Origin of the sequence: Ferruginibacter sp. (assembly GCF_031391665.1) — a bacterium.
Lineage (GTDB): Bacteria > Bacteroidota > Bacteroidia > Chitinophagales > Chitinophagaceae > Ferruginibacter.
This window is the reverse complement of the sequence record NZ_JANMUN010000158.1, coordinates 1-23,940: the sequence shown is the minus strand read 5'-3', so window position 1 is coordinate 23,940 and position 23,940 is coordinate 1. Positions and strand designations below refer to the sequence as shown.

Below are 23,940 nucleotides of genomic sequence, written 5' to 3'. Positions count from 1 at the left end.
ATTTTAACGGGTTTGCATTTTCTTAACCATACCCGCTGGTGTAAACAAAGCCGCCCAAACATTTTTAATGGAGTTTACAAAACCATTATTATAATTATTTTCTGCTTTAATTTTTAATTTCTCTAAAATCAGCGGTGGTGTTGCATTAAAATTATTTGTAAATGCATCTGCCGCTGGCCATAAAAGAAAGTTTAGTTTTTTTAATTTATCAGTTTTTTGATATACTAAAACTATACCGGCAAATGCAGTTAAAAAACAACAGTAATTAATGAATGCCAAAACTTTGTTGCTGAATTTTGCATTATGAATGTGCAGCCTGTTACGAACATAGAAATACATTTTCCATGCTGTTTTATAATCCCAGTCCTGCTTATAAGAAAATGCGGATGCAGGATGATAGTGGATACTATTGGTAACTGTACAAACGGGAATTTGGTTTTGTTTAACTATCCTGTAGTAATATTCGGTTTCATCGCCCCAAAGAAAAAACTTTGGCTGCGGTACACCTACTCTCTCTATAATTCTTCTGTGCAGCATAGTGCCGTTAAACGGGTGGCCAATACCTTCAATTGTTTTAGTGTTAACTTCATCAATAGTTTTAAACTCACCGGTTTTCCAAACAAAAGATTTTTTATTTTCTTTCTCCACTACAGCACAATTATATAATTTTAATGTACCGTCATCGGCTTCTAAAATATTATTTAATGCATCTTCTTTAGGGTAACCATCATCATCCATGCACCATATCCACGAATAGCCATTTTTATAAGCCCAGTTTATGCCTGTGCTAAAGCCCCCGCTTGATCCTACATTTTTTTGATTGATGAAATGAATATCGGGTTGCTGCTGCAACCATTGTTCTGTATTATCTGTACTGCCATTGTTTACAATTAAAATTGCATCTGGCTTACGGGTTTGATTACGCAGTGCAGTTAAACATTCAGAAAGAAGTGCCTGACGGTTGTATGTAACAACCACAGCAATTACCTTTTCCATAGGAGGGTAAATTTGGGTTTTTAATAAGATTTGGACAATGGTATAACGGTACTCAAAAATGAATATTGCATATTTTCTAATTAAAAAAATAATTAGTTAGCAATAACCAAGTCTTATAGTAGTAGCAATAAAAAAATAGAGATTTTTTACTAAGTAGTTTTACGATAAATGACGAATCATTTGTAATTATTTTTATATAACCGGATGATTACAAATTTATTGCAGATAAAAATTGCCCCTGCCTGCATAAAAAACAATGATGTGATTAATTTTCTTCATTAGGAAAAACGGGAAGAGTGCCGCCATTAGTTGCAGCGTACATAAACAAATTTGAAAAATTGAGTGCTTCACCAATTACATTATGCATATCCATATACCTGTAGGTGGCAAGCCTTCCTAAAAAAGATACTTTGTGCAATAATGTTGCATCGCTGCGGTATTGCAGCAGTAATTCTTTATCGTTTGCCAGACGTTTAGGATAATAGGGTATATCTGATGGCCCGGTTTCTTTACTAAATTCTTTAAAATAAACTGTTTTATCGTGTTGCTCCCAATAAGTAAAATGTTTGGGTTCTGTTATCCTGGTATAAGGCACTTCGGCATTGCAATAATTCATTTGCGTTACACCCTGGTGATCGCCATCAGCATAATGCTTTTCAAATGTTACAGTGCGATATCCCAGCCTGCCATATTTAAAACTAAAATAGGCATCAATAGGGCCGGTGTAAAAAACATGATCGTAACTGCTTACATCATCCGCAGGATTAAATTTTTTATTAAGAGAAACGTGAATGTTTTTATTATCAATTAATTTTTCAATTAATGCAGTGTAGCCGTCAACAGGTATGCCCGTATAAATATTATTGTGGTAGTTGTCGTCGTAATTAAACCTTACCGGAATTCTTTTTAAAATAGATGCAGGTAATTCTGTTGGCTCACAGCCCCACTGCTTTTTAGTGTAGCCATAAAAAAATGCATAATACAATTCCTTACCAATAAAACGCAAAGCCTGCTCTTCAAAATTTTGTGGATCTGTTATAGAGGTATCTGCAAGTGTTTCTAAAAATTCTTTTGCCTGCAATGGTGTAAACGATTTACCAAACAACTGATTGATGGTATGTAAATTAACCGGCAATGAATATATTTTACCATCACTCATTGCTTTTACCCTGTGTACATAAGGTTTAAATTCAGCAATGCTGTTTACAAAATCCCAGATTTCTTTTTTATCTGTATTAAAAATATGCGGCCCGTATTCATGTACCATTATGCCAGTTTGCTCGTCCCTTTTAGTGTGGCAATTGCCGCCAATATGATCCCTTTCATCCCAAATATCAATGGTGCAATCTAATTTACTCATCAGCTGATTTGCTAAAACAGTTCCCGAAAATCCGGCACCAATAATTAAATATTTCTTTTTCATGATTTTGGCAATTAGAATTGGATAACTTAACTAACCCAGAATTTTTTTATACACCTGCTGGTAAGTATTTACGGTTGTATCAAGATTATAAAACTCCGCAGCCCCTTCTCTTATTTTATTATTATCAAACTTTTTTTCGTTGCTCACTATTGTTTTTATTATAGCTTTCATTTCGCTTTCAGAAAAACTATCCAGCACATAACCGGCATCATATTTTTCAACAATTTCTTTTACATCACCTACACCGCTGTTGGTAATTACCGGAATACCCATTGCCATAATTTCGCCATGCTTTGTTGGTGAGGAAGATAATTTTGAATAACAGGGTTTTATAAAGAATAAAGAAAATGCGCTAAATGAAAGTAATGTGGGTACTTCTTTACGCCCTGCAAATTTTACAATTATTTTATTTTCGGGAATGTTATATTTTTTAGCCGCAGTTGTAATTTCTTCGTGCCTGTTATTGGATATAAATAAAAATTTAGCATTGGGTTTTTGCTGCAGCAACAAGGAGCAAAATTGCAGCATTTCATCTGTTAAATACCAACCTCCAATTGAGCCAAGGTAACTTACTATAAAATCGCCATCATCAATACCCAAATCTTTTTTAAATTTTTCTTTAACCTGTATATTTATGCTGGAAGGGCTAAACAATTGCAAATCTACACTGCAGGGTACTACATCAACTTTTACAGGTTGCGGAACATTTTTCCACTTCAATATTTCCTCTTTTCCCCTGTATGTTAAACAGGTATTATAATCTGCTACAGTAACACACTCATCCTCTTTTTTTCTAAAAAAATTATACACGGTTCTGTATAAAGGATTTTTCAAATCCCACATACCGCCATCCACTCTTTCATCGGCCCAAAAGCCACGGATATCATTAAGATATTTTACACCAAATTTCTTTTTTAAGTGCAATGCTATTAATTGCGGCACGCCGGGCCTGGTATGCACCATTTCAAATTTATGGATGGCATGCAATTGAACAGCTTTTTGTTTTAGTTTAAAATAATCATACACTGACGAAAGTACAGGTGGGTTTTTATGATAAGGCAACGATACCCATGTAATGGGAATATCTTTTACCAAAAGCTCCACTTCATCTTTATGCTTTTTAAATTTTTCCGGCTTATCGCAACTTAAAATAGTAAACTTGTACCCTTGTTTTGATAAACCTGCCAAATAAGGAATTACCTGGCTTTGCCCCAGTGGATCAGTCATCCCATCATAAGAAATAAATAAAATATTTTTTGTACCCACGCTTTAATTGTTTTGTAATACTTCTGTATAAATTTTTCTTAGCCCTGCCATATGGTGTTCCAATGTAAAATTATCTAACACTCTTTGCTTTGCTGCAGCAGCAAGTTGATGGAGTGCTGTTTTATCTTCTACTATTTTTTTTAACTTTTCAATAAAGTCATTGGTATTTTTTAAATCAAAAAACAAAGCAGTATCTGCACATTGCTCTCTAAAGGATGGAATATCGCTCAGCAACATGGGCATTTGCATTGCCATTGCCTCCAGTACACTTAACGAAAATCCTTCAAACTCGGATGACATAATATATAAATCGTATTGAGGTAATATTTTACTTACCTCTTTTACTTCGCCTTTTATTATAACTCTTACACCAGCCTCATCAACCATTTGCTCCAGCTCCTTCCGCATTACACCATCACCAAAAATGTGCAGCTCAATATTATCATTTTTAAGCAGTTTAAATGCCTCAATAAGGTATTGCTGATTTTTAGGATACCTTAATGCCCCAACAGCAATTAACCTAAATGTGTCTTCATTATTCTTCTTTTCCGGCAAAGATGAATTTTTAATTTCGTTTACATCAACAAAAGTGTACAGTAAATATTTTTTATAGGGCTTATGATTTAAAAAAGCAAAATACTGTTGTAAAACTCCCTTAGACACTCCAATAATTATGCTCTTATGCATTTTATAACTGATGCTCTCCAGCAATTTAAGGTACCATTTTTTATGATCGTTGGATGCATTTACATTAGTATGTATAGTTGTAATTAATGGAATTTTTTGGGGAGTGGCCAGCCTTGCCACCAATGTTGCACTAAACAAATGAGAGTGCACTAAATCAACCTTATACTTTTTAAAAAAGCTTTTTAATTTTAATACAGCAAGTGGAAATTTTGCAAACGACCCCATGTTGAGACAATAATATACATCGCATTTAAACTCATCCCCAAAATGATTTTGAGGATTTAGTGTTACCACAATATTATTATACTCTTTTAATTCTTTCAGCACTTTCACCAGCATCACTTCGGCGCCGCCACGGCCTAAATAATCAATAATGTGTAAAATTGTTTTTTTACTGCTCATAATGGTTACTACTTAAGCAGGCAGTAAATGAAGATCAATTAAATCTGTACAGGCACAAAAAGCCTCTTTGCTTATTGGCTTATTATTATACAATGCTTTATAATTCATGCTTTGCACAAAATCAAAAATTTGCCCCAGGCTATCGCCTTTGGCTTTAATTGGCTCGGGGTGTATGGCTAAAATACATACAGGTTTAAATTTATTAAATGTTTCCACCCCACCTTTTAAAGCATCGTACTCAGCACCTTCCACATCTATTTTTATAAAATTTACTTTGGTAAGATTTTGCTCTTTTACAAATGCGTCAATAGTAGTAACATCAATATCAATACCATGCAGCGGCCTGTCTTCTTTATAATTAACCAGGCTGTTGGCATTATCTGCCTGTGCATCCGAAATAAAAAAAGTGGTTTTACCAACCGAACCCCCTACTGCTTTTTGAAAAGTAGTAATAATATTTTGTGCATTATTTATTACAACACTTTTTCGCAGCAATTTATTGGTTGTAGGCGAAGGTTCAAAAGAATACACTTTACCCTGGCTGCCCGTAGCTTGTGATGCAATAACTGCAAATAACCCAATATGCCCACCAAAGTCAAGCACCACATCACCTTTTTTTACTTTGGAAAATAAAAAACCAAAATTCTCTTCTTCATAATTATCAGGAAAAAAACGATAAAATCTTGTGGGTAACCGCAATGTATGGCCACTGATGGTCCTTTTCATTCCTCTGCCCAAAGTGGCAATATTCAGCAGTTTGTAAATCAGTTCTTTCATTAAGAATAAAGGTTAGGGGTTATTAATTTTTTTGAAATAAGAAATGCATTTGTTTTCTTGTAAAAAATAAAGTTATTATTAAAATGATAAAATAACTGCAAAAAACCGAAATAGCTGCGCCGGTTGATTGCATATTTTTTATAAAAAAATAATTACTGGTAAGGCTAATGCAGGCAAACGCTAAAGAGAGCCAAATTATTTTACGCTTTTGCTTATAATACAATAAAAAAGAAAAAAACAGGTAAGCTATTGTCCAAAAATAATAGCCAATACAAAGCAGGTAGTAGTAATTAATACCGGGTAAGTAGTTTTTATTAATGATAAATTTATAAGCCAGTGGCACAAAAACAAGTAAAACAAGCAGGCCCGCCGTCATTATACCTATGTAAGCCAAAAAATGTTTGCGAATGGAATTATAGTTAATAACCGGGGCCGAAAGTAATTGATACGTTTTAGGAAGAATATACTGCAGTAATGCAGAACACAGTGTTACAATTATGGAAGCAAAAATACAGGCAATACCATAAACACCCACTTCGGCATTATTATCGTTAGTAAAACGGGAAAGAAAAAAACTGTCGGAGTAATTCATGCAAAAAGTGCTGAACTGCATTATTACCACCGGAATACTAAACAGCAGTTCGTCTTTAATGTATTGTTTATTTATCTGTCCAAAAAGATAATTGCGTTTTACAAAAAAGTAAAATGCATAAACTCCCATTGCTGCAAATGAAATGGCGATACCCGTTATACGGCCCTGCCAGGCCATTTTTAATGCACTTATTAAAACAACGGCTAAGCCAATTTCTAAAAACAACCTGCCTAACACCACCAGTAAAAAGAGTTTTTTATTCTCTTCATTTCGTATCATGTTAACCGCATGCTGGCTTATAAAGGATAAAAATGTAACTACAGGTATTACCCAAATAAAGCTTGCAGGAAACTTGTATTTTTCAATCAGTATTTCTCTTCCAAAATAAAAAACAATAAGCGACAGTATAAAAACACCTACGGGCAACAGCAAACTGCTGGTAAAAAAATTGCTGAAATCTTTTTTTTCTAATTTAAAATATTCTACACTGGTACTTTGCAAAACACCCATCGAAATAAAAGGTATTAAAAAAAGTGTTGCGCCGCTGAATAAGGTAATATTGCCCATATCCTCTTTACTGAGCACATTGGTAAAGTAGGGTAACAGTAAAAAGGCCACCCCTTTTCCAAAAAAATTAGTGAACGTGTAAACACCCAATGCTTTTGCGGCCGGGTTGCTGAGGTATTTTATGGCAGTTTGCTTTGGCAACTTTATAAAAGTATCTCTTTTAATAAAGATTTGGGGTTAAAAAAATTAGAGTCAGCTGTGTTAATTATTGTTCATCCATTTATCGTACCACATCTGAAACATCAGTAAAGTCCATACCTTTTCGGCTCTTTCTTTTTTGCCATTATAAAAAGATTGCTTTATCCGCTGCACTTCATCATTATTAAAAACATTTTGTTTTGTAATAAAAGCCTCATCAAAATACATATCTACAAATGGTTTTAATTCTTTTTCAAGCCATGCTGCAATGGGTATTCCAAAACCCATTTTTGGCCTGTCTATCATTTGCTTTGGAATATATTTATGTACTATTTCTTTTATGATAAATTTTTTGCTGCCGTTATTGTATTTATACTCCATGGGCAATTGCGCCGCCCATTCAATTACACGGTGGTCTAAAAAAGGTTCTCTCCCTTCCAGGCTTACACTCATACCGGCACGATCAACTTTTTGCAAAATATCATCCAGTAAATAAGTTTGGTAGTCAATTGCCATCATGTAATTTAATACAGAATAATTTTCTTCATTCAGTTCTTCACTATCAAAGGCAGATGGCAATATGCTTATTGGGTGTTTAAAAAGTGAATCAATTGAATCACCAGTCATTTGCTGCGTAATATTTTTTAAAATATTTTGCTCCGAAGGATTTTTTAAAAAAGTTTTTATTTTTTCGTACCTGCTGTGAAAAAGGTATTGCTTATTAAAAAAGGGAATAGCACCGGCAGGTACCACATCCATAACTGCTGCTGCAGATTTACGCACAAAGCCGGGAATGTTTTGCAGTTTTTTACCATACCTGGTAATGTAATCGTAGCGGTTATAGCCTGCAAAAATTTCATCGCCTGCATCTGCAGATAATGCTACCGTTACTTTTTCTCTTGCAACTTTGCTTACCAGCGTTGTTGGTATGGCGCTGCTGTCGGCAAAGGGTTCGTCATAAAAAAAGGGCAACTGAGGTATAATCTCCAATGCTTCTTTTTGGGTACAGTAATATTCTGTATGGTCGGTTCCCAGGTGTGCTGCTATTTCTTTTGCAAAAGGTGCTTCATTTAATCCTGCATCGGGCACACCAATGGTAAATGTTTTTATTTTTTCGGTATTGTTGGCCTGCAGTAATGCAGTTACACAACCACTATCGTACCCACCACTTAAAAAAACACCCACCGGCACATCGCTTACCATGCGGTATTGAAAAGCGCTGGTTAATATTTTTTCTGTTTCTGTAATTGCCTCTGGTAAACTTATTTTTAATGTGGGTTTATTATATGCATCATACACATTCCAGTATTGCTGCGTTTGCAATGTTGCGGCAGTAATATCAACTTCTAAAAAATGACCGGGTTTTAGTTTATAAGTATTCTTATATATGCAGTGTGGCGTGGGTACGTAAGCGTATTGCATATAAGCAGCAACTGCATTAATATTAATTTCTTTTATAAAACCAGGGTGGTGTACAATTGCTTTTAATTCGGAGCCAAATAAAAATAATCCCTTGTTCCAGTAATAAAAAAATGGTTTTACACCGGCCCTGTCCCTGCAGGCAAATATTTTTTTATTGGCTTCGTCATAAATAACAAAGGCGAACATGCCAATAAATTTTTGAAGTGCTTTACTGCCCCATTCGGTGTAGGCATGTAATATTACTTCAGTATCGCTATGGCTGTGAAATTGATGACCTTTTTGCTCCAGTTCTTTTTTTATTTCGGCGTAATTATATATTTCACCGTTATAGGTTATGTGCAGCGATTGAAAAGTTTGCGGTTGGCTGCCTCCTTCGGTTAAATCAATAATGCTAAGGCGCCGGTGGCCAAGGCCAACAGTAGCTTGTTCTGTATTATAAAAACCATAACCTTCGCCATCTGGCCCACGGTGAGCCAAGGTTCTATTCATTTTATGTAAAACAGATTGTTCGGTTTTTTTATTAAAATCAACAAAGCCGGAAATACCACACATAAATAGGGGTTAGTTAAAAATAAATAAGGCAAAGATAAGCGTAGTGCACTTACAAACCTTTGTGTGCAATATTAGAATCTATTTAAAGTAAAACGATTAATTTCACGTTACTCAAAATTATGAGTGATTTTTTGCAATGAATAATATTACTACAACTAAAGGGATATTTGTTATATCATTAGATTTTGAATTACTCTGGGGAGTTTGGGATGTTACAACCAAAGAAAAATATGGTAATAATATTTTAGGGGTTAAACAAGTTATCCCTGACCTGCTAAATTTATTTGCCCGGTATAATTTTAAAGCAACTTTTGCAACTGTTGGTTTTTTATTTGCTAAAAACCAGGCAGAACTGCTAAAATACATACCCGATTGCAAGCCTGGTTACCGTAACAACGACTATAATGTTTATTCTAAAGAAGTTCCATTAACCGGTAACGACGAAACGGACGATCCGTACCACTATGGCTTCAGTTTACTGGAGTTAATAAAAAATACTACTCATGAAATATGCACACATACATTTTGCCATTACTATTGTTTAGAAGAAGGGCAAAATGCGGAAGAATTTGATGCTGATATTAAGGCAGCAAAAAAAATTGCAGCGGCCAATGATATAACAATTAACAGTATCGTTTTTCCCCGTAACCAGGTTAATGAAGATTATCTTAGCTTGTTAAAAGATAATGGGATTAATATATACAGAGGCAACCCAACATCGTGGATATATAAACCACGTACTTTTACTGCAGAAATACTTTTTATAAGGCTTTGCCGCTTGCTGGACACCTATTTGCCTGTTTCGGGCTATAATACTCATGTAATAGAAAAAAAAGAAGGCATGCCCGTTAATATACCTGCCAGTCGTTTTTTAAAACCGTACAATAAAAATTTAGCATGGCTGGAGAAAGTAAAATTAAAGAGAATACTGAACGAAATGACCAAGGCTGCAAAACAAAATGAAGTATATCATTTATGGTGGCACCCACACAATTTTGGGATAAATATTACTGAAAACATGGCTAACCTTACCGTTATATTAAACCATTATAAAACTTTACAATCCAAATATGGGTTTACCAACTGTACCATGAAAGAAGCGGCAGGGTTTTAAAATTTCAATGGGTAACTTTACACCCTCATTTGAACAAATAATTTTTCATTTGATAATGCAAAATAAAAAAATAGTTTTCCTTGCGTCTGATTGCGAATCCTCCAGATGGGTATATAATGCTATTATAAAAGATTTTGAAATTGCAGCCGCAATTATTGAGCGGCCAATTTCAAAAAAAGTTTTATTTAAAGGGCGCTTAAAAAGAATTGGCTTTTTTAGAGTTATGGGGCAGGTAATGTTTTCAATATTGCTGGTTCCATATTTAAGAAAAAAAGCCAGCAGCCGAAAAGCATCTTTAATAGATGAATACCAGCTAAATGATGCTTATTTTGACAGTGCTGCAACTTTACAGGTTACTTCTGTTAACGACGAAGCCTGTAAACAATTACTGCAGCAAATACAACCTGATATTATTTTAGTAAACGGCACCCGTATCATCAGTAAAAAAATATTACAGTGTACTGCCGCAGTTTTTATTAATATGCATGTAGGCATTACTCCCCGGTACAGAGGCAGCCACGGTGGCTACTGGGCTTTGTATAATAATGATGCTGAAAATTTTGGTACTACAATACATTTTGTTGATACCGGTGTGGATACCGGTGCAGTATTACAACAAGCTTTTATAAAACCAACCAAAGAAGATAATTTTACCACCTACCCAATACTCCAGGTTGCCGCAGGCATTACTGCACTGAAAAAAGTGCTGCCAGAGGTATTAAGAAATGAATACAATTCAAAAATGAATAGTGAAAAGGGAATGATGTATTATCAGCCTACATTGTGGCAATATTTAACAAAATCAACTAAATAAAATTTAGTTTTAGTTTGCTGGTACAGTAGAGGTCTATTTTTTTTATTTTTTCAATCCTATTTTTTGGAACTTTCAAAAAGAATCTTTTTATTGTTTTGTACCCCTCACAACAGGGGCAACACAATTTTCAAAATGTACATATTTACCGCTCACACCCTTCATTCCGTATTTATTAAACCAACCAATAACAGTACTGATTTTTTGTGGTTGATCGTATTGCGGACTAAACATATCAAAGGTGTCCAATATACACCATTCTCTTAATTGTTCTTTTGTAAGGTTTTGGGGCAATGTGCCATCTATATCACATATTGGTAAAAACCGGTTGGTCAGTTTTCCTATGCCAATTTTTGAAAAAAACCGGGAAGTTTTTATCAACCAATCTATATTTTTTTCTATTTTTTTAAATAATTTCTCGTGGGTTAATTTTTTTGTATACGGTCTGAAGATGTATTTAGCATTAAGTTTTGTCCACCAGCCATTAATAGGATAAAAATCTACTACTAATTCGCCGCCTGGCTTTACCATATCAATTAATGTTTTAACCGAAAGCTCAACATCGGGTGTATGCTGTAATACTCCAAAACAAAACACTTTATCAAATTGCCCTGGGGCAAAAGGCATTTCATAAATGCTTGCCTGAAATAAATTAAATCTTTCATTAGGCCCATTATTTTTATAATTAGCCTCTACTGCATTGCTATAGTCAACACTAAATAAATTCCCTTTTGTAAAATCCAGTACCACCTGGCTAAAGCGGCCTGCACCACTACCCACCTCTAAAATATTTTTACCGCCCAAGTCTTCTTTATCCCATTGGCTTTCGGCAAAAAAACGTGATTTACTTATTGACAGGGCGCTACTTTTATCTACTTGAGTACCTGCAAACTTATTCCATTGGTAGCCAAAATTTTCGGTGTAGTTATCGTCTTTTACAATCCTATAAGCTCCATTTTTGCAGGGATAAATCACCAAACCATTTTGCGTTAACCCTTCTGGTGTTTTATTGAGTACACCTCCGTCAGAGGGATTAATTAATTGTATATTCATTAAATATTACTTAAATGTATTAGAGAAAAATACGTCTTCTAAAAAACTTGACCGATATTGATTTTTTTGCAAAAATAACAGGTTAATTCAAACTACTATGGTTAATTTCAAAAGTCTTTTAAAAATTGCTGCTGCAGTATTCAATACCATCCTTTTAAATACAGCAGTTTTACTTATTCTTTAAAAATAAAATTATAGCTCTTATTTTTATGGAAATGTCCAGTACCGCATTCATTATTCCTCCCCGGTTGTTTGTTTTCCAAAAAGAAAGTTATCTTTTTATGCCTGCAGCATTGTCCAAAATATGCAGATAAATATCTTTACTGGCATTTACAGAGAAAAGGTTTTTTACCCTTTCGGCTGCATTTTCGCCTAAACGTTTACGGTAATCTTCGTTCTCTATTAATTTTTTTAAAGCTTCAATCCATTCCTCACCGGTATTAACTAAAATTCCATTTACTCCGTTTTCTATCACCCTAAAATTAGTACCAATAGCTGTAGCTACTGTAGGTATGCCAACAGCCATATATTGTAATGCTTTAAGACTGCTTTTTCCTAGTACAAATTCTTTATCCGGCAGGGGATATATACCAATATCAAACCTGTTGATAACAGTTACCTCATATTCTTCTTTCCATGCAAGGCATTCAATATCCAGGTCAGTATCCACCAAAGCATCTGTACCCATTATCAAAAGCTTAAAGTCAATCTGCTGTTTTAGTTTTTTTAAAACAGGAAATATGGTTTGCATATGCCATACTGTAGAATGGCTGCCGCTCCAGCCAATTACCGGTTTCCTTTCTTTAAAAGAATAATCAGTTTTAGGTTGATAAACATCCGTATTTATAGTAGATGAAATATCAGTGGTATTGTTGTTGTATTGTTTTACAAATTTATCTAAATGCGGAGTGCATGTAATTACATGATCGGCATTTTTCATGAGCATTATTGGTTTGCGATACCCTTTTAGCTGACGTATAACCCATGGCGTTTTATCAAATTTTAAATAAACCAGGTCGTCAATATCATAAATCATCTTTTTTGCAAGCTTGCTGTACAACCATTCAAATATTGGTGGGCCAAAGGGAGTTACCCATAAATGAATATACACTAAATCAAATTTTCTTAATGATAATAACAACAGCATACGCTTGCAATAACCTTGTAAGGATTTGCCTGTTTTTTTAAAGAAATTCCCTTTTTTATGAACTATCTGCCAAAAGCTATTATCTATAAATGGTTTAACAATTATTTCGTAGCCATTTTCTTCAAAATACTTATAATATTGTTCAAATTTAAGCCGTTGGCTTGGTGCAACACCTGCCGGATAAGGGCAAACAATCAAAATCCTTTTTTTTTCACCTGTCATAAATCAATTTCTAAATAATCGGCGAAATTAATGAATTCATTACAAGTTTATTACTTTATCAGTATTTCATCAATAACTTTTGTAATTTTGCCTACTTTTTATTTAAAACATCAGTATTATTCATGTCATCAATAAATTCCCCAATTAGAAATTTTGTAAAACCAATTCTTTTTAAACTACTTGGTAAAAACGGTTATAAATATTTTCAATATATAGGTAAGAAAAAAGACATCAAAAACCGGCTTATTGATGAAATTGAGATGGAATTTTTACCCTCTATTTTAAAGCCCGCTGATGAATCGTTGGATATTGGAGCCAACTATGCTTACTACACCGAAAGACTGTCTAAATTATCCCCTTTAGGTAAAGTGTATGCATTTGAGCCCATTCCCTTTACTTATGATGTAGCTTCTATGATTGTAAAAGATTTAAAGCTTACCAATGTGTTGCTTTATAAAAAAGGGGTTGGCGAAAGAACTGAAACAATGCGCTTTAGTGTACCTAAGCTTGATTTTGGTTCTATCAGTGCCGGGCAGGCGCACATGAAGGGACGAAATAACGATATGGTAAAAGGCTCTGAATATTATGTATCTGAAAAAACAGAAGAGTTTGACTGTGAGGTTATTGATATCGATTCTTTTTTATCAGGCAGCCTCACTAATCTCAGTTTTGTAAAAATAGATATTGAAGGCGCTGAATTATTTGCCCTTAAAGGAATGAAAAACACCCTGCGTAAATTTAAGCCTGTCATTCTTATTGAGATTGTTCCTTTGTTTTTAAAAAGTTTCAATATCGCTATTTCCGATTTTCAAAATTACATTAAGAATGATTTAGGATATAATATTTACATGTACAACAGCAATTCGAAAAAATTAGAACTTTTAAATTCAGAAATTATTAAAGACCGTAATTACATCTTAATTCATAAAGATAAAGTTAACCAGTTTTTACAGTTTATAAATTAATGGATTTATGCAAACGCTTAACCACTACACAGCTGCAATTGCAAAAATATTTGTTGAAGAAAAAGACAGGCACAATGCACATAAAAAAGCCTCAGTTATTTTAGCTGAAATGGTTACCAACCGGGATATACTGTATGATATTTACAGAAACAACCTTATAAAGCCCGATTTTATCTCGAAAGTGCGGCATTACCCAACTTTGGCTTTCGAAATTTATCTTGATAAAAATGTTGGTATGAATGCTAACGTATTTATGCCATTACCTGATAAGAATACCGGAATTAGTTTTCAAAGTATTCACCACCATGGAAAATTATTACTATCTACTGTAGCAGCAGAAGGGCCGGGATATGAAAGTATCCTTTTTAAAAAAGGTTACGCTATAGATGCTGCCTCTCAAACAGCCAGTATGGAAATTGAAAAGTACTACCAATTTAAAAAAGGAACATTAGAATTTATTGGCAGCGATCAGCCTCATGTGGTTTTTTTTCCGGAAGATGTTTCAATAACCTACACTATATGGGCTTACGAAAAAACTGTTGGTGTTGTTCAAAGTTTAAAAGATAATGCTGTGGTTAGAAAATTTAAAGAACCGATACGGGCTCTTTTAAATTGGATGAACCTAAGTAAAAAAATGGGTATTAATGTAATAGAGAATCTGGATTTTTATCCTGAGGATGGCAGAATAAGAGTTTTAAAAAACAGGATAGATTTTAAACATGGTGATAATGAGAATTTTTTAACCAATGTTTTTCATGTGTTACAAAAAACAGGTTTTAAGGATGTTAATTTTTTAAACACTCTTTTAAAACTGCACCCTCAAAATAAATATTTACCCGGCTTGGTTAATAAATTAATATCAGGTGATATTATTGGCAACCCTTTTTATGATTATCATAAAAACGTAAAGTACGTGAACCTTGATAAAAAAGAGATTTTAGCAATTTTTAATCCAGTTCAATAATAAACCGGCACTTATTTACAAATTAATGGAGCAAAATTTAAACCCCCAGAAAAGATATACTTTTTTAGATATTGACCGATGCAACATGTGCGGTAATTCCACTGCTTTAAATAAAGTAATGGGCATTAGGTTAAACCAATCGCAGGGTTTAAATCCTAAATCTAAAACAGGCATTGCAGTATCTGTAATTAAATGCAGTAAATGTAATTTAATTTATTCTACCCCACAGCCAATACCTAATAACATTCAAGACCATTATGGTTTACCCCCTGAAGAATACTGGCAAACCCATCAGTTTGTATGGGATGAAAATTACTTTAAAGCAGAAATTACAATTCTAAAAACTTTAATAGAAATTAAACCCGGAATGAAAGCTTTGGATATTGGAGCCGGCCTTGGCAGATCTATGATATCATTAGAAAAAGCGGGATTTGATACTTATGGTTTTGAGCCTTCAAAACCATTTTATGAAAAGGCTTTAGAAAAAATGCAGATAGCCCCAAACAAATTAAAATTAGGGAGCCTGGAAGAAATGGAGTATCCTGCAAACGAATTTGATTTTATAAGCTTTGGAGCAGTATTGGAACATGTGTATGACCCGGCAAAAAGTATAGCAACAGCTTTGCATTGGCTAAAGCCCGGCGGCCTTATACACATAGAAGTGCCTTCTTCAAATCATCTTGCCACCAGGTTAATTAATAAGTATTACAAGTTTAAAGGCACTAATTATGTATCTAATATCAGCCCGATGCATAGTCCTTTTCATTTGTACGAATTTGATATAAAATCGTTTAAAGCATTATCTACAAAATTAAATTTTTCTATTGCAAGTAATCATATTGAAGTATGTGAAGTTTTAAATTTCCCTCGATTTACACATCCGCTTTTAAAGAAATGGATGAAGCTCACTAATTCAGGATTGCAATTAATTATTTTTTTAAAAAAGGAAGTGTAACTAACTATTTTATTATGTATGGTTTAACTATTGAAGACTGGCTTTTATTTCCTTTGTACCTGTATGTAGTTTTCTTTATTTTTAAAAAAATACGAATTAGGTATGCCCACAATCCTATTTTATTTAAATATTTTACCTGGGCATTTTATACAAAAATTATTTTTATTTTAATATACACTTTGCTGGTGTGCTATGTTATTTTTGGCGATAGTGTAAGTTTGTTTTTTGAACAGGGAAAACATTTTTTGGAATTAAGCACAGGCAACAATGGCAATATTGGTTTACTATTTACCAATGGGGGTAAACAAATTGATGAATTAGCTGATAATGGATACAAGGGTTATTTGGCCATTGAAAGTAATTATCTGGTGGTAAAAATATGTGCCGTTCTTTGTTTTTTTACCTTTTCTAAATATTTAATCATAAATCTTATTTGTGGGTTTATTGCTTTTCTGGGTAGCTGGCAATTGTTTAAATTTTTTTACAGCTTATATCCTCAATTAAGCAAGCCTATTGCAATTGCTTGTATGGGTATTCCCTCAGTATTATTTTGGAGTTCGGGCATTAGTAAGGATACTATTTGCATTGCCTCCATTGGTTTTTTAACAAAGAGTTTATATGATATTGTTATTGAGAAAAGACATATTCTTTTAAATACTTTTATAGCTTTACTGGCGCTGTACCTTACTTATACTATTAAATCGTATATCGTATTAAGCTATTTACCATTTTTTTTTATTTTTTTAATTTTTAAAACTATTAATCAAACATCAAATGTATTAGTAAAAGTTGCCTTTAAAATATTTATTCCAATTTTAGTGTTTGTATCAGTTTATTACATTGCCAGTAATAGTGAAGATATGTTTACAGAATATTCATCTGAAAAAATATTAGAATCGGTAGCTCACACCCAAGATGCATTTAACAGTCAGGCGGCCAAAACTGATGGGTCTTTTTTTACGCTTGGTGATTTTGGTGGAGGAGTTGGCGATTTGGTAAGATTAGCCCCAATTGCCATTGGTACAACTTTTTTTAGGCCGTTTTTATGGGAGAGCCGAAATCTAATTATGGTATTATCTGCACTAGAAGGTTTACTATTACTACTTTTTACGTTAAATTTATTTATTAGCAAACGGGGATTTTTTGTGTTTGTTAAGCAATTTTTTACAAATTCATTAGTATTTTATTGCTTTAGTTTCTCCGTTGTTTTTGCAGTTTTTGTAGGTATAAGTACATTTAATTTTGGAAGTTTGGCCAGATATAAAATGCCCTGTATTCCTTTTTATTTTATGAGTATTTTAATTACTTTTTACAAGACAAATCCTAATAGTCGTTTATTTAGATAAAAACCACAGGGTAAGTTTTTAATTATGTTTAAGAATTTATTAAATTAAGCAGGAAAATTGTCTTTATAAATTTTATTTAGTTCAACTATATGTTTAGAAAGTGTATAATTATTTACAACCCTGTTATATCCTGAAGCACTCATTTCAACTAATAATGCTCTATTGTTTTTTAAATTAGTAAGTTTTTTTACAAAATCGTCTTTGTTTTCTAAATCAAAGTAGCATGCAGTATCTCCACACTGTTCATTGTAAGTAGGAATATCAGATAATAACATGGGCAAACTCATAGCCATACCTTCTAAAACGGCTAAAGCAAAACCTTCATATTTAGCAGACATTACAAACAAATCGTACTGCGGCAATAACTCATTTAAAACTTTTGAATGCCCCATTAATTTTATATTCAAATTATTATCGTCAATAATTTTTTGAAACGTATCCCTTAATGGCCCATCACCAAAAATGTGCAATTCTATTGTATTGTCATTTAATTTTTTAAATGCCTCTAATAAATAAATATGATTTTTTTGATTTTTAAAACTTCCAACAGTTACCAATTTAAATTTTTGTTCGGCTAATTTATATTGCTTGGGTTTAAAAATGTTTATATCAACAAAATTGTATAAAACTGCTTTTTTGTACAGCTTAATATTTAAAAAAGTAAAATAATCGTTTAGTGCAAAGTTAGAAACACCTACAATAACACTTTTTCTAAATTTATAAGAAACCTGGTCTAATACTTTAATCCATTTTTTTTTATACTCCAGGCCATCGCTAATAGACGATTGTATGGAAGAAATTAAGGGAATTTTTTTAGGCGTAGCAAACCTTGCAATTACAGTGCTCCAGTAAAGTGTGCTGTGTACAATATCGGCGTTATGCTTTTTAATAATTTTTCTAACACTAAAAATAGCTTTCCAAAAATACAGATAGTTTTTTAAGTTGAGGCAGTAATAAGAATCGTATTTAAGCTGATCTTTAAAATGATTGTTATTATAAAGATTAATAACCACATTATTATACTCCGGAAGATTTGCTAAAACACCAACTACAGTAGCTTCTGCACCACCACCACCAAAGTCATCAATTATATGTACAACTGTTTTTTTTTTCATCAATTGGTCATTCAATATTTATCAAGTTAATTGCACATCAAATAAATCTGTATAAGTGCAGAATGCTTTTCTATCCAAAATTTTATGGTCTAATTTTATTACATACTTACAATCCCACAGTAAATCATAAATCTCCTCTAACGAATCTCCCTTTTGTTTTATAGGTGTAGGGTGTAATCCTAAGGTCATTTTTGGCTTGTGATTTTTTAAACAATTTACAGCTCCTTTTAATGCATCAAGCTCTGCACCCTCTACATCAATTTTAATAAAATCGACTTTGGTAATGTCATTATCTGTAATAAAATCATCAATGCTGGTTTGTACAACATCAATTTTTTTCAATTTTTTGTCTAACCTATGATGAACTAAACTATTGGCATTATCAGCAAATTCAGAGTCTGCCATATAAAAAGAGGTTTGTCCTTTACTACTTGATACAGCCTGTTGATTAACAATTATTCTATCTTGAAGATTATTTATTTTTATAGTTTCATGAATAATTTTAAATGTATTAGGAGCAGGTTCAAATACATACACTTTTCCTTTAGATGCTAATTGTGCAAACAACACAGCATTAAGACCTATGTGTCCACCAATATCTATTACGGTATCATTTTCTTTGATTTGGGATTTGTAAAATTCAAAATTATCTTTTTCATAACCATCTTCGTAGTACTTATAGTATCTAACTGGCATACGCATTTTAAAACCATTTATAAAAATAGTTGTACCCCTTTTTAAAGTTATTAGATCAAATAAAAAGTAGTAAATTTTAACCGCTATTTTTTTCATTGTAATTTTAATTTTTTGACTAATTAGTTAAAAAAATTAGTTTAGTTGTTTCAAAAATATAAAATACCTGATGTGAAGCAGTAGATAACACTCCTGCATGTTTTTTTCATGCTTTTATCTGGCATAAGTAAACCCGGTAGTTTATAAATTATTTTCTTCATTACGTATTCTTTTTGTAAATATCAGTTTTACATTTTTGTAATTGAATATGATGGTTAAAACCAGTATTACAGAAAAACTTGTACACACACTTGCTGCCGTTCCATTTACATCCCAATACTTTGTAAAAAAATAATAAAGGGTAAGGCTTATTGCTATGTTGCATACAGATAACAAAAGTATCTTCTTTTTTTGTTTATAATACAAAAGAAAAGAATAAAAAAAATAAGAAATGGTCCAGAAATAATAGCCTATTACCAGATAATAATAATAATTAAGCGAAGAATAATAAACAGGATTTATAAATAGCTTATAAAAGAATGGTATGGTGATTAGCAAAAAAGCAGCCCCCGCTGTCATTACTGCCAGATAAAAAATAAATATTTTTTTTATGCTGCGGTAATCTGTCACAGGGAGCGATAGTATTAAATATATTCTGGGCATTAAATATTGCATTAAAGCAGTGCAAATGATAATAATTATGGAAGCGAAGGTACATGCTGTTGCATAAATACCCACAACATGTGTATCGCCATTATGTTTATTGGTTAAAAAAAAATTGTCAGATGAGTTGGTACAAAACACACTCCATTGCATCAGTATTATGGGCAGTGCATAAATTAGTTCCTGTTTTAAATATTTTTTTTTAATTGCTCCAAATAAGTAGCCTCTTTTAATAAAATATCTGAAAGCAACTAAAACGATAGTTAAATATGCTAAAAATATGCCAGCAACCCTTCCATACCAGCCCCATTTATAAAAGCAGATTAATAAAACAGCAAGGCCTAATTCAATTACTATTTTTACAGAATTAAAAACTAAATAATTTACTGCCTCGTTATTATTTCTTAATATGCTTAAAAGCATTTCTGTGCAAAAAATAAAAAAAGTAACAAGAGGTATCAAAAAAATAAATACCGGCGGAAAATGATACTTTACAGTAAGGGAGTTTTGAAATATAAAGAAAATGAGTATCGTAAATACAGTTACGCCAATACTCATGAAAAATCCAGTAGTAACGAAATCTTTATAGTCCTTTTTTTCAAGTTTAAAAAAATCTACAGATGCTGACTGTAAAACCCCCATCGATATGAAGGGTATTAAAAAGATCAATGACTGACTAAATAAACTTAGCAATCCGTTATCCTCCGGGGTAAGAAATTTTGGATTGGTAAAAAGTGGTATTAGTAAAAAAGATATCCCTTTTCCTAAAAAGTTAGAAATTGTATAAATACCCATTGACTTAACACTGGTATTTTTATGAAGCTTCAAAATACTCTCAAATACACCCATTAAATATAAATGTTAAAAACAAAATAATTCATATTGAAACCGAACTTCCAACTGCAATAAGTATAAAGTATGGCTGGCGCTCTAATAATTTGAATTGCATCAATCACTTTTAAATGAAAAAAAATAAACCATTTATAAAAAAGCATAGAATATTTTCTGTAAAAATTTTTGAGGGGATTAAACAAATTTTCTTATTTGATGTACTAACTCAATCGCCGCTTTAGTTTCGCCAATACCAAAACCTTTTCCGGCAATAATCTCTTCGTAACTTTTGGTGTGCAACTCAGTAAAACCTTCGCTAAATTCAAACTCATCTCCATCAATACTCAAAGTTCGGTAGGTTCGCTTACCCGAAGCTTTTATTTCGGCAGGCAGGGTATTGGCGTCTATACTCAGCATCCAGTTTATGTTAGCTTTTTCCAATACCAGGTTTCCTTTAGCGGTATCTGTGGTATGCATAGTAACATTATTTTCTTTTACCGGCCCAAAAATCCACATCAGCATATCAAAAAAATGCACGCCAATATTGGTGGCTATGCCCCCACTTTTTTGGAGGTCACCCTTCCAGCTGGTATGGTACCAATTGCCTCTGGAAGTAATGTACTGCAAGTTTACAGCATACCTCTTATTAGCCGGAGCTGCTGCAACCTTTTCCCTTAATGCAATTATTGCAGGATGCAGCCGTAATTGCAAAATGGTATAAATATTTTTACCGGTTTCTTTTTCAATTTCCAAAAGTGCATCTATATTCCATGGATTTAATACTACTGGTTTTTCGCATATAACATCGGCGCCAATGCGCAGGCCAAAGCGTATGTGTGCATCGTGTAAATAATTGGGGCTGCAAACACTTACATAATCTGTTTTAGTGCCCAGCCTTTTTTGTTTTTCTAAATGGCGGTCGAATCTTTCAAACTCTGTAAAAAAATCTGCCTGTGGAAAATAACTGTCTAATATACCCACAGAGTCATGTTTATCTAATCCTGCCAGTAAATTATTGCCCGTATCTTTTATTGCCTTCATGTGGCGTGGCGCAATGTATCCACCGGCTCCTATCAATGCAAAATTTTTCATGTATAATTTGTTTAGGGGTTTAGTGTTTAGAGGTTTAGGGTTTAGAGGTGTTGCTATTTATAAAGTATCCAAATTAAACCCCTAAACTTCTAAACTTTTCTTCTCACCGTGTTATTTTCCAATATATACTCCTGTTTACTTTCTTCGCAAACGGCAATATTATTTTCATTAAATTTTAATTTGTGTCCGTACTCACTCATCCACCCGGTTTGCCTGCCGGGGTTACCAATAATTAATGCATACGCAGGCACATCTTTTGTAACTACAGTGCCTGCGCCTATAAACGCAAAACTGCCAATGGTATTACCGCAAACTATTGTTGCATTGGCACCAATGGATGCCCCTTTTTTTATAAGCGTAGTTTTATATTCATTTTTTCGGCTAACTGCACTGCGTGGATTAATTACATTGGTAAGCACCATACTAGGACCCAAAAAAACATCATCCTCACAAACTACACCTTCGTAAATGCTTACATTATTTTGCACCCGTACATTATTGCCTAATACCACTTTTGGCGATACCACCACATTTTGCCCAAGGTTACAATTATTGCCAATTACTGCACCGGGCATAATGTGAGAGAAGTGCCAGATTTTTGTATTCTCTCCAATGATACAATTGTCGTCTATTACTGCTGTTGGGTGAGCAAAATATTTCATTAATTAAATTTTTATTCTGCAATTTTTTTTAAGTACTCGCCGTAACCGCTTTTCTTTAAATCTTCTGCTAATTTTATTAAATGTTCTTTAGTAATAAATTTCATCCGCCACGCTATCTCTTCGGGGCAGCCTATTTTTAAGCCCTGTCTTTTTTCTATCACCCTTACATATTCACTGGCATCGCTTAAAGATTCAAAAGTACCGGTATCCAACCATGCAAATCCTCTGTCGAGTACACCTACTTTTAATTTTTTCTTTTGCAGATAGTAATCATTTACGGTGGTAATTTCATATTCGCCCCGTGTACTTGGTTTAATATTTTTTGCAATATTCACCACATCGTTATCATAAAAATACAAACCAGGTACTGCGTAATTACTTTTTGGTTTACCCGGTTTTTCTTCAATACTTAAGGCGTTAAAATCTGCATCAAATTCCACCACACCATATCTTTCCGGATCGCTAACCGGGTAAGCAAAAATTACTGCCCCATCCGGGTTTACACTTTGCTGCAGTAATTTACTAAAGCCGCTGCCGTAAAAAATATTATCGCCCAATACCAATGCTACGCTATCGCTGCCAATAAATTTCTCTCCAATTACAAACGCCTGTGCCAGGCCGTTAGGTACTTCCTGCACTGCATATGCTATTGTACAGCCCCATTGGCTGCCATCACCTAATAATCTTTTAAACTGTGCCTGGTCGTCGGGTGTTGTAATTATTAAAATTTCTCTGATGCCAGCAAGCATTAAAGTACTCAACGGATAATATATCATCGGCTTATCATAAATGGGCATTAATTGTTTGCTTATTCCCATTGTAATGGGGTACAATCTTGTACCTGAGCCGCCTGCCAGTATTATTCCTTTCATTGTTTATCTTTTATGATATTGCCCTTCGTAATATTTTTGATAATTCCCAGATGTCACTTCTTCCAGCCATGCTGCATTATTCAAATACCAATCTATAGTTTTTGAAATACCTTCTTCAAATTGCAATGATGGCACCCAGCCTAATTCATTTTTTAATTTAGTGGCATCAATGGCATAGCGCAAATCGTGGCCTGCCCTGTCTTTTACATAAGTAATCAATTTTTCGGAAGTTCCTTTTTCTCTGCCTAATTTTTCATCCATCTGTTTACACAATTCTTTTACCAAATCAATATTGGTCCATTCGTTGTGGCCGCCAATATTATAAGTTTCACCAATTTTACCGTTATGAAAAATTACATCGATGGCCCTGACATGGTCTTCTGCAAAAAGCCAGTCTCTTGTATTTTCTCCTTTGCCATAAATTGGGAGCGGTTTATTATTGATGATGTTGAAAATACAAAGTGGTATTAATTTTTCGGGAAAATGAAAAGGGCCGTAATTATTACTGCAGTTGCTGATTTTTACCGGCATTTTATAAGTATGGTAAAATGCACGAACTATATGATCGGACGAG

The 23,940-nt window shown here is 33.4% G+C and carries 22 protein-coding genes; 6 read left to right on the top strand and 16 right to left on the bottom strand.

Annotated elements, in window-relative coordinates; translation table 11 throughout:
• Positions 1–3: 3 nt before the first annotated feature.
• The 7 genes from ACY651_RS11775 to asnB form a co-directional block, all read right to left on the bottom strand.
• A complete protein-coding gene (locus tag ACY651_RS11775; RefSeq protein WP_462252930.1) occupies positions 4–996 on the bottom strand; it encodes a glycosyltransferase family 2 protein in 993 nt (330 codons plus the stop codon).
• 265 nt (positions 997–1,261) lie between these two features.
• Complete coding sequence (gene glf / locus ACY651_RS11770) at positions 1,262–2,419, bottom strand: UDP-galactopyranose mutase (protein WP_462252928.1); 1,158 nt, start codon at positions 2,417–2,419, stop codon at positions 1,262–1,264.
• Between the two features lie 30 nt (positions 2,420–2,449).
• Positions 2,450–3,685: a glycosyltransferase gene (locus ACY651_RS11765; RefSeq protein ID WP_462252926.1), complete on the bottom strand. Its 1,236-nt coding sequence runs from the start codon at positions 3,683–3,685 to the stop codon at positions 2,450–2,452.
• Between the two features lie 3 nt (positions 3,686–3,688).
• Positions 3,689–4,774 (bottom strand): glycosyltransferase, encoded by a 1,086-nt coding sequence (locus tag ACY651_RS11760; RefSeq protein WP_462252924.1) that lies wholly within the window; start codon positions 4,772–4,774, stop codon positions 3,689–3,691.
• A 12-nt stretch (positions 4,775–4,786) separates the two neighbouring features.
• Complete coding sequence (locus ACY651_RS11755) at positions 4,787–5,551, bottom strand: FkbM family methyltransferase (protein WP_462252922.1); 765 nt, start codon at positions 5,549–5,551, stop codon at positions 4,787–4,789.
• A 22-nt stretch (positions 5,552–5,573) separates the two neighbouring features.
• On the bottom strand, positions 5,574–6,851 hold the full coding sequence (locus tag ACY651_RS11750; RefSeq protein WP_462252920.1) for a lipopolysaccharide biosynthesis protein: 1,278 nt from the start codon (positions 6,849–6,851) through the stop codon (positions 5,574–5,576).
• A 60-nt stretch (positions 6,852–6,911) separates the two neighbouring features.
• Positions 6,912–8,822: an asparagine synthase (glutamine-hydrolyzing) gene (gene asnB, locus ACY651_RS11745; RefSeq protein ID WP_462252918.1), complete on the bottom strand. Its 1,911-nt coding sequence runs from the start codon at positions 8,820–8,822 to the stop codon at positions 6,912–6,914.
• Positions 8,823–8,958: 136 nt separating this feature from the next.
• Between asnB and ACY651_RS11740 the strand changes: the two genes are divergently transcribed.
• Both ACY651_RS11740 and ACY651_RS11735 read left to right on the top strand, forming a co-directional pair.
• The gene (locus ACY651_RS11740; RefSeq protein ID WP_462252916.1) at positions 8,959–9,936 is read left to right on the top strand and encodes a polysaccharide deacetylase family protein; all 978 of its coding nucleotides are present in this window, start codon (positions 8,959–8,961) and stop codon (positions 9,934–9,936) included.
• A 55-nt stretch (positions 9,937–9,991) separates the two neighbouring features.
• Complete coding sequence (locus ACY651_RS11735; protein ID WP_462252914.1) at positions 9,992–10,750, top strand: formyl transferase; 759 nt, start codon at positions 9,992–9,994, stop codon at positions 10,748–10,750.
• 87 nt (positions 10,751–10,837) lie between these two features.
• Here the strand turns inward: ACY651_RS11735 and ACY651_RS11730 are convergent, their stop codons facing one another.
• Positions 10,838–11,800 carry a class I SAM-dependent methyltransferase gene (locus tag ACY651_RS11730; protein WP_462252912.1) on the bottom strand — a complete coding sequence of 321 codons (963 nt, stop codon included), beginning with the start codon at positions 11,798–11,800 and terminating at the stop codon, positions 10,838–10,840.
• A gap of 271 nt (positions 11,801–12,071) precedes the next feature.
• The gene (locus ACY651_RS11725) at positions 12,072–13,169 is read right to left on the bottom strand and encodes a glycosyltransferase family 4 protein (protein ID WP_462252910.1); all 1,098 of its coding nucleotides are present in this window, start codon (positions 13,167–13,169) and stop codon (positions 12,072–12,074) included.
• Between the two features lie 122 nt (positions 13,170–13,291).
• Between ACY651_RS11725 and ACY651_RS11720 the strand changes: the two genes are divergently transcribed.
• Genes ACY651_RS11720 through ACY651_RS11705 form a run of 4 tightly spaced genes read left to right on the top strand, consistent with a single transcriptional unit; the run spans position 13,292 to position 17,399 of the window.
• Entirely contained in the window at positions 13,292–14,134 is an 843-nt protein-coding gene (locus tag ACY651_RS11720) for an FkbM family methyltransferase (protein WP_462252908.1), read from the top strand.
• 7 nt (positions 14,135–14,141) lie between these two features.
• Positions 14,142–15,098, top strand: coding sequence for a hypothetical protein (locus ACY651_RS11715; protein WP_462252906.1), 957 nt, complete (start codon positions 14,142–14,144; stop codon positions 15,096–15,098).
• 25 nt (positions 15,099–15,123) lie between these two features.
• The gene (locus tag ACY651_RS11710; RefSeq protein WP_462252904.1) at positions 15,124–16,053 is read left to right on the top strand and encodes a class I SAM-dependent methyltransferase; all 930 of its coding nucleotides are present in this window, start codon (positions 15,124–15,126) and stop codon (positions 16,051–16,053) included.
• Between the two features lie 14 nt (positions 16,054–16,067).
• Positions 16,068–17,399 carry a hypothetical protein gene (locus ACY651_RS11705; protein ID WP_462252902.1) on the top strand — a complete coding sequence of 444 codons (1,332 nt, stop codon included), beginning with the start codon at positions 16,068–16,070 and terminating at the stop codon, positions 17,397–17,399.
• 44 nt (positions 17,400–17,443) lie between these two features.
• Here the strand turns inward: ACY651_RS11705 and ACY651_RS11700 are convergent, their stop codons facing one another.
• The 7 genes from ACY651_RS11700 to ACY651_RS11670 all read right to left on the bottom strand — a co-directional run.
• The gene (locus ACY651_RS11700) at positions 17,444–18,514 is read right to left on the bottom strand and encodes a glycosyltransferase family 4 protein (protein ID WP_462252900.1); all 1,071 of its coding nucleotides are present in this window, start codon (positions 18,512–18,514) and stop codon (positions 17,444–17,446) included.
• Between the two features lie 21 nt (positions 18,515–18,535).
• Complete coding sequence (locus ACY651_RS11695) at positions 18,536–19,306, bottom strand: FkbM family methyltransferase (RefSeq protein WP_462252898.1); 771 nt, start codon at positions 19,304–19,306, stop codon at positions 18,536–18,538.
• A gap of 141 nt (positions 19,307–19,447) precedes the next feature.
• On the bottom strand, positions 19,448–20,704 hold the full coding sequence (locus ACY651_RS11690; RefSeq protein ID WP_462252896.1) for a lipopolysaccharide biosynthesis protein: 1,257 nt from the start codon (positions 20,702–20,704) through the stop codon (positions 19,448–19,450).
• 231 nt (positions 20,705–20,935) lie between these two features.
• Positions 20,936–21,832 carry a Gfo/Idh/MocA family oxidoreductase gene (locus tag ACY651_RS11685; RefSeq protein WP_462252894.1) on the bottom strand — a complete coding sequence of 299 codons (897 nt, stop codon included), beginning with the start codon at positions 21,830–21,832 and terminating at the stop codon, positions 20,936–20,938.
• A gap of 89 nt (positions 21,833–21,921) precedes the next feature.
• Positions 21,922–22,494, bottom strand: a complete 573-nt coding sequence (locus ACY651_RS11680; protein ID WP_462252892.1) for an acyltransferase — start codon at positions 22,492–22,494, stop codon at positions 21,922–21,924.
• A gap of 11 nt (positions 22,495–22,505) precedes the next feature.
• On the bottom strand, positions 22,506–23,366 hold the full coding sequence (rfbA, locus tag ACY651_RS11675; protein WP_462252890.1) for a glucose-1-phosphate thymidylyltransferase RfbA: 861 nt from the start codon (positions 23,364–23,366) through the stop codon (positions 22,506–22,508).
• Positions 23,367–23,369: 3 nt separating this feature from the next.
• Positions 23,370–23,940 (bottom strand): dTDP-glucose 4,6-dehydratase (locus ACY651_RS11670; protein WP_462252888.1); only part of this gene is annotated, 571 nt, incomplete at its 5' end.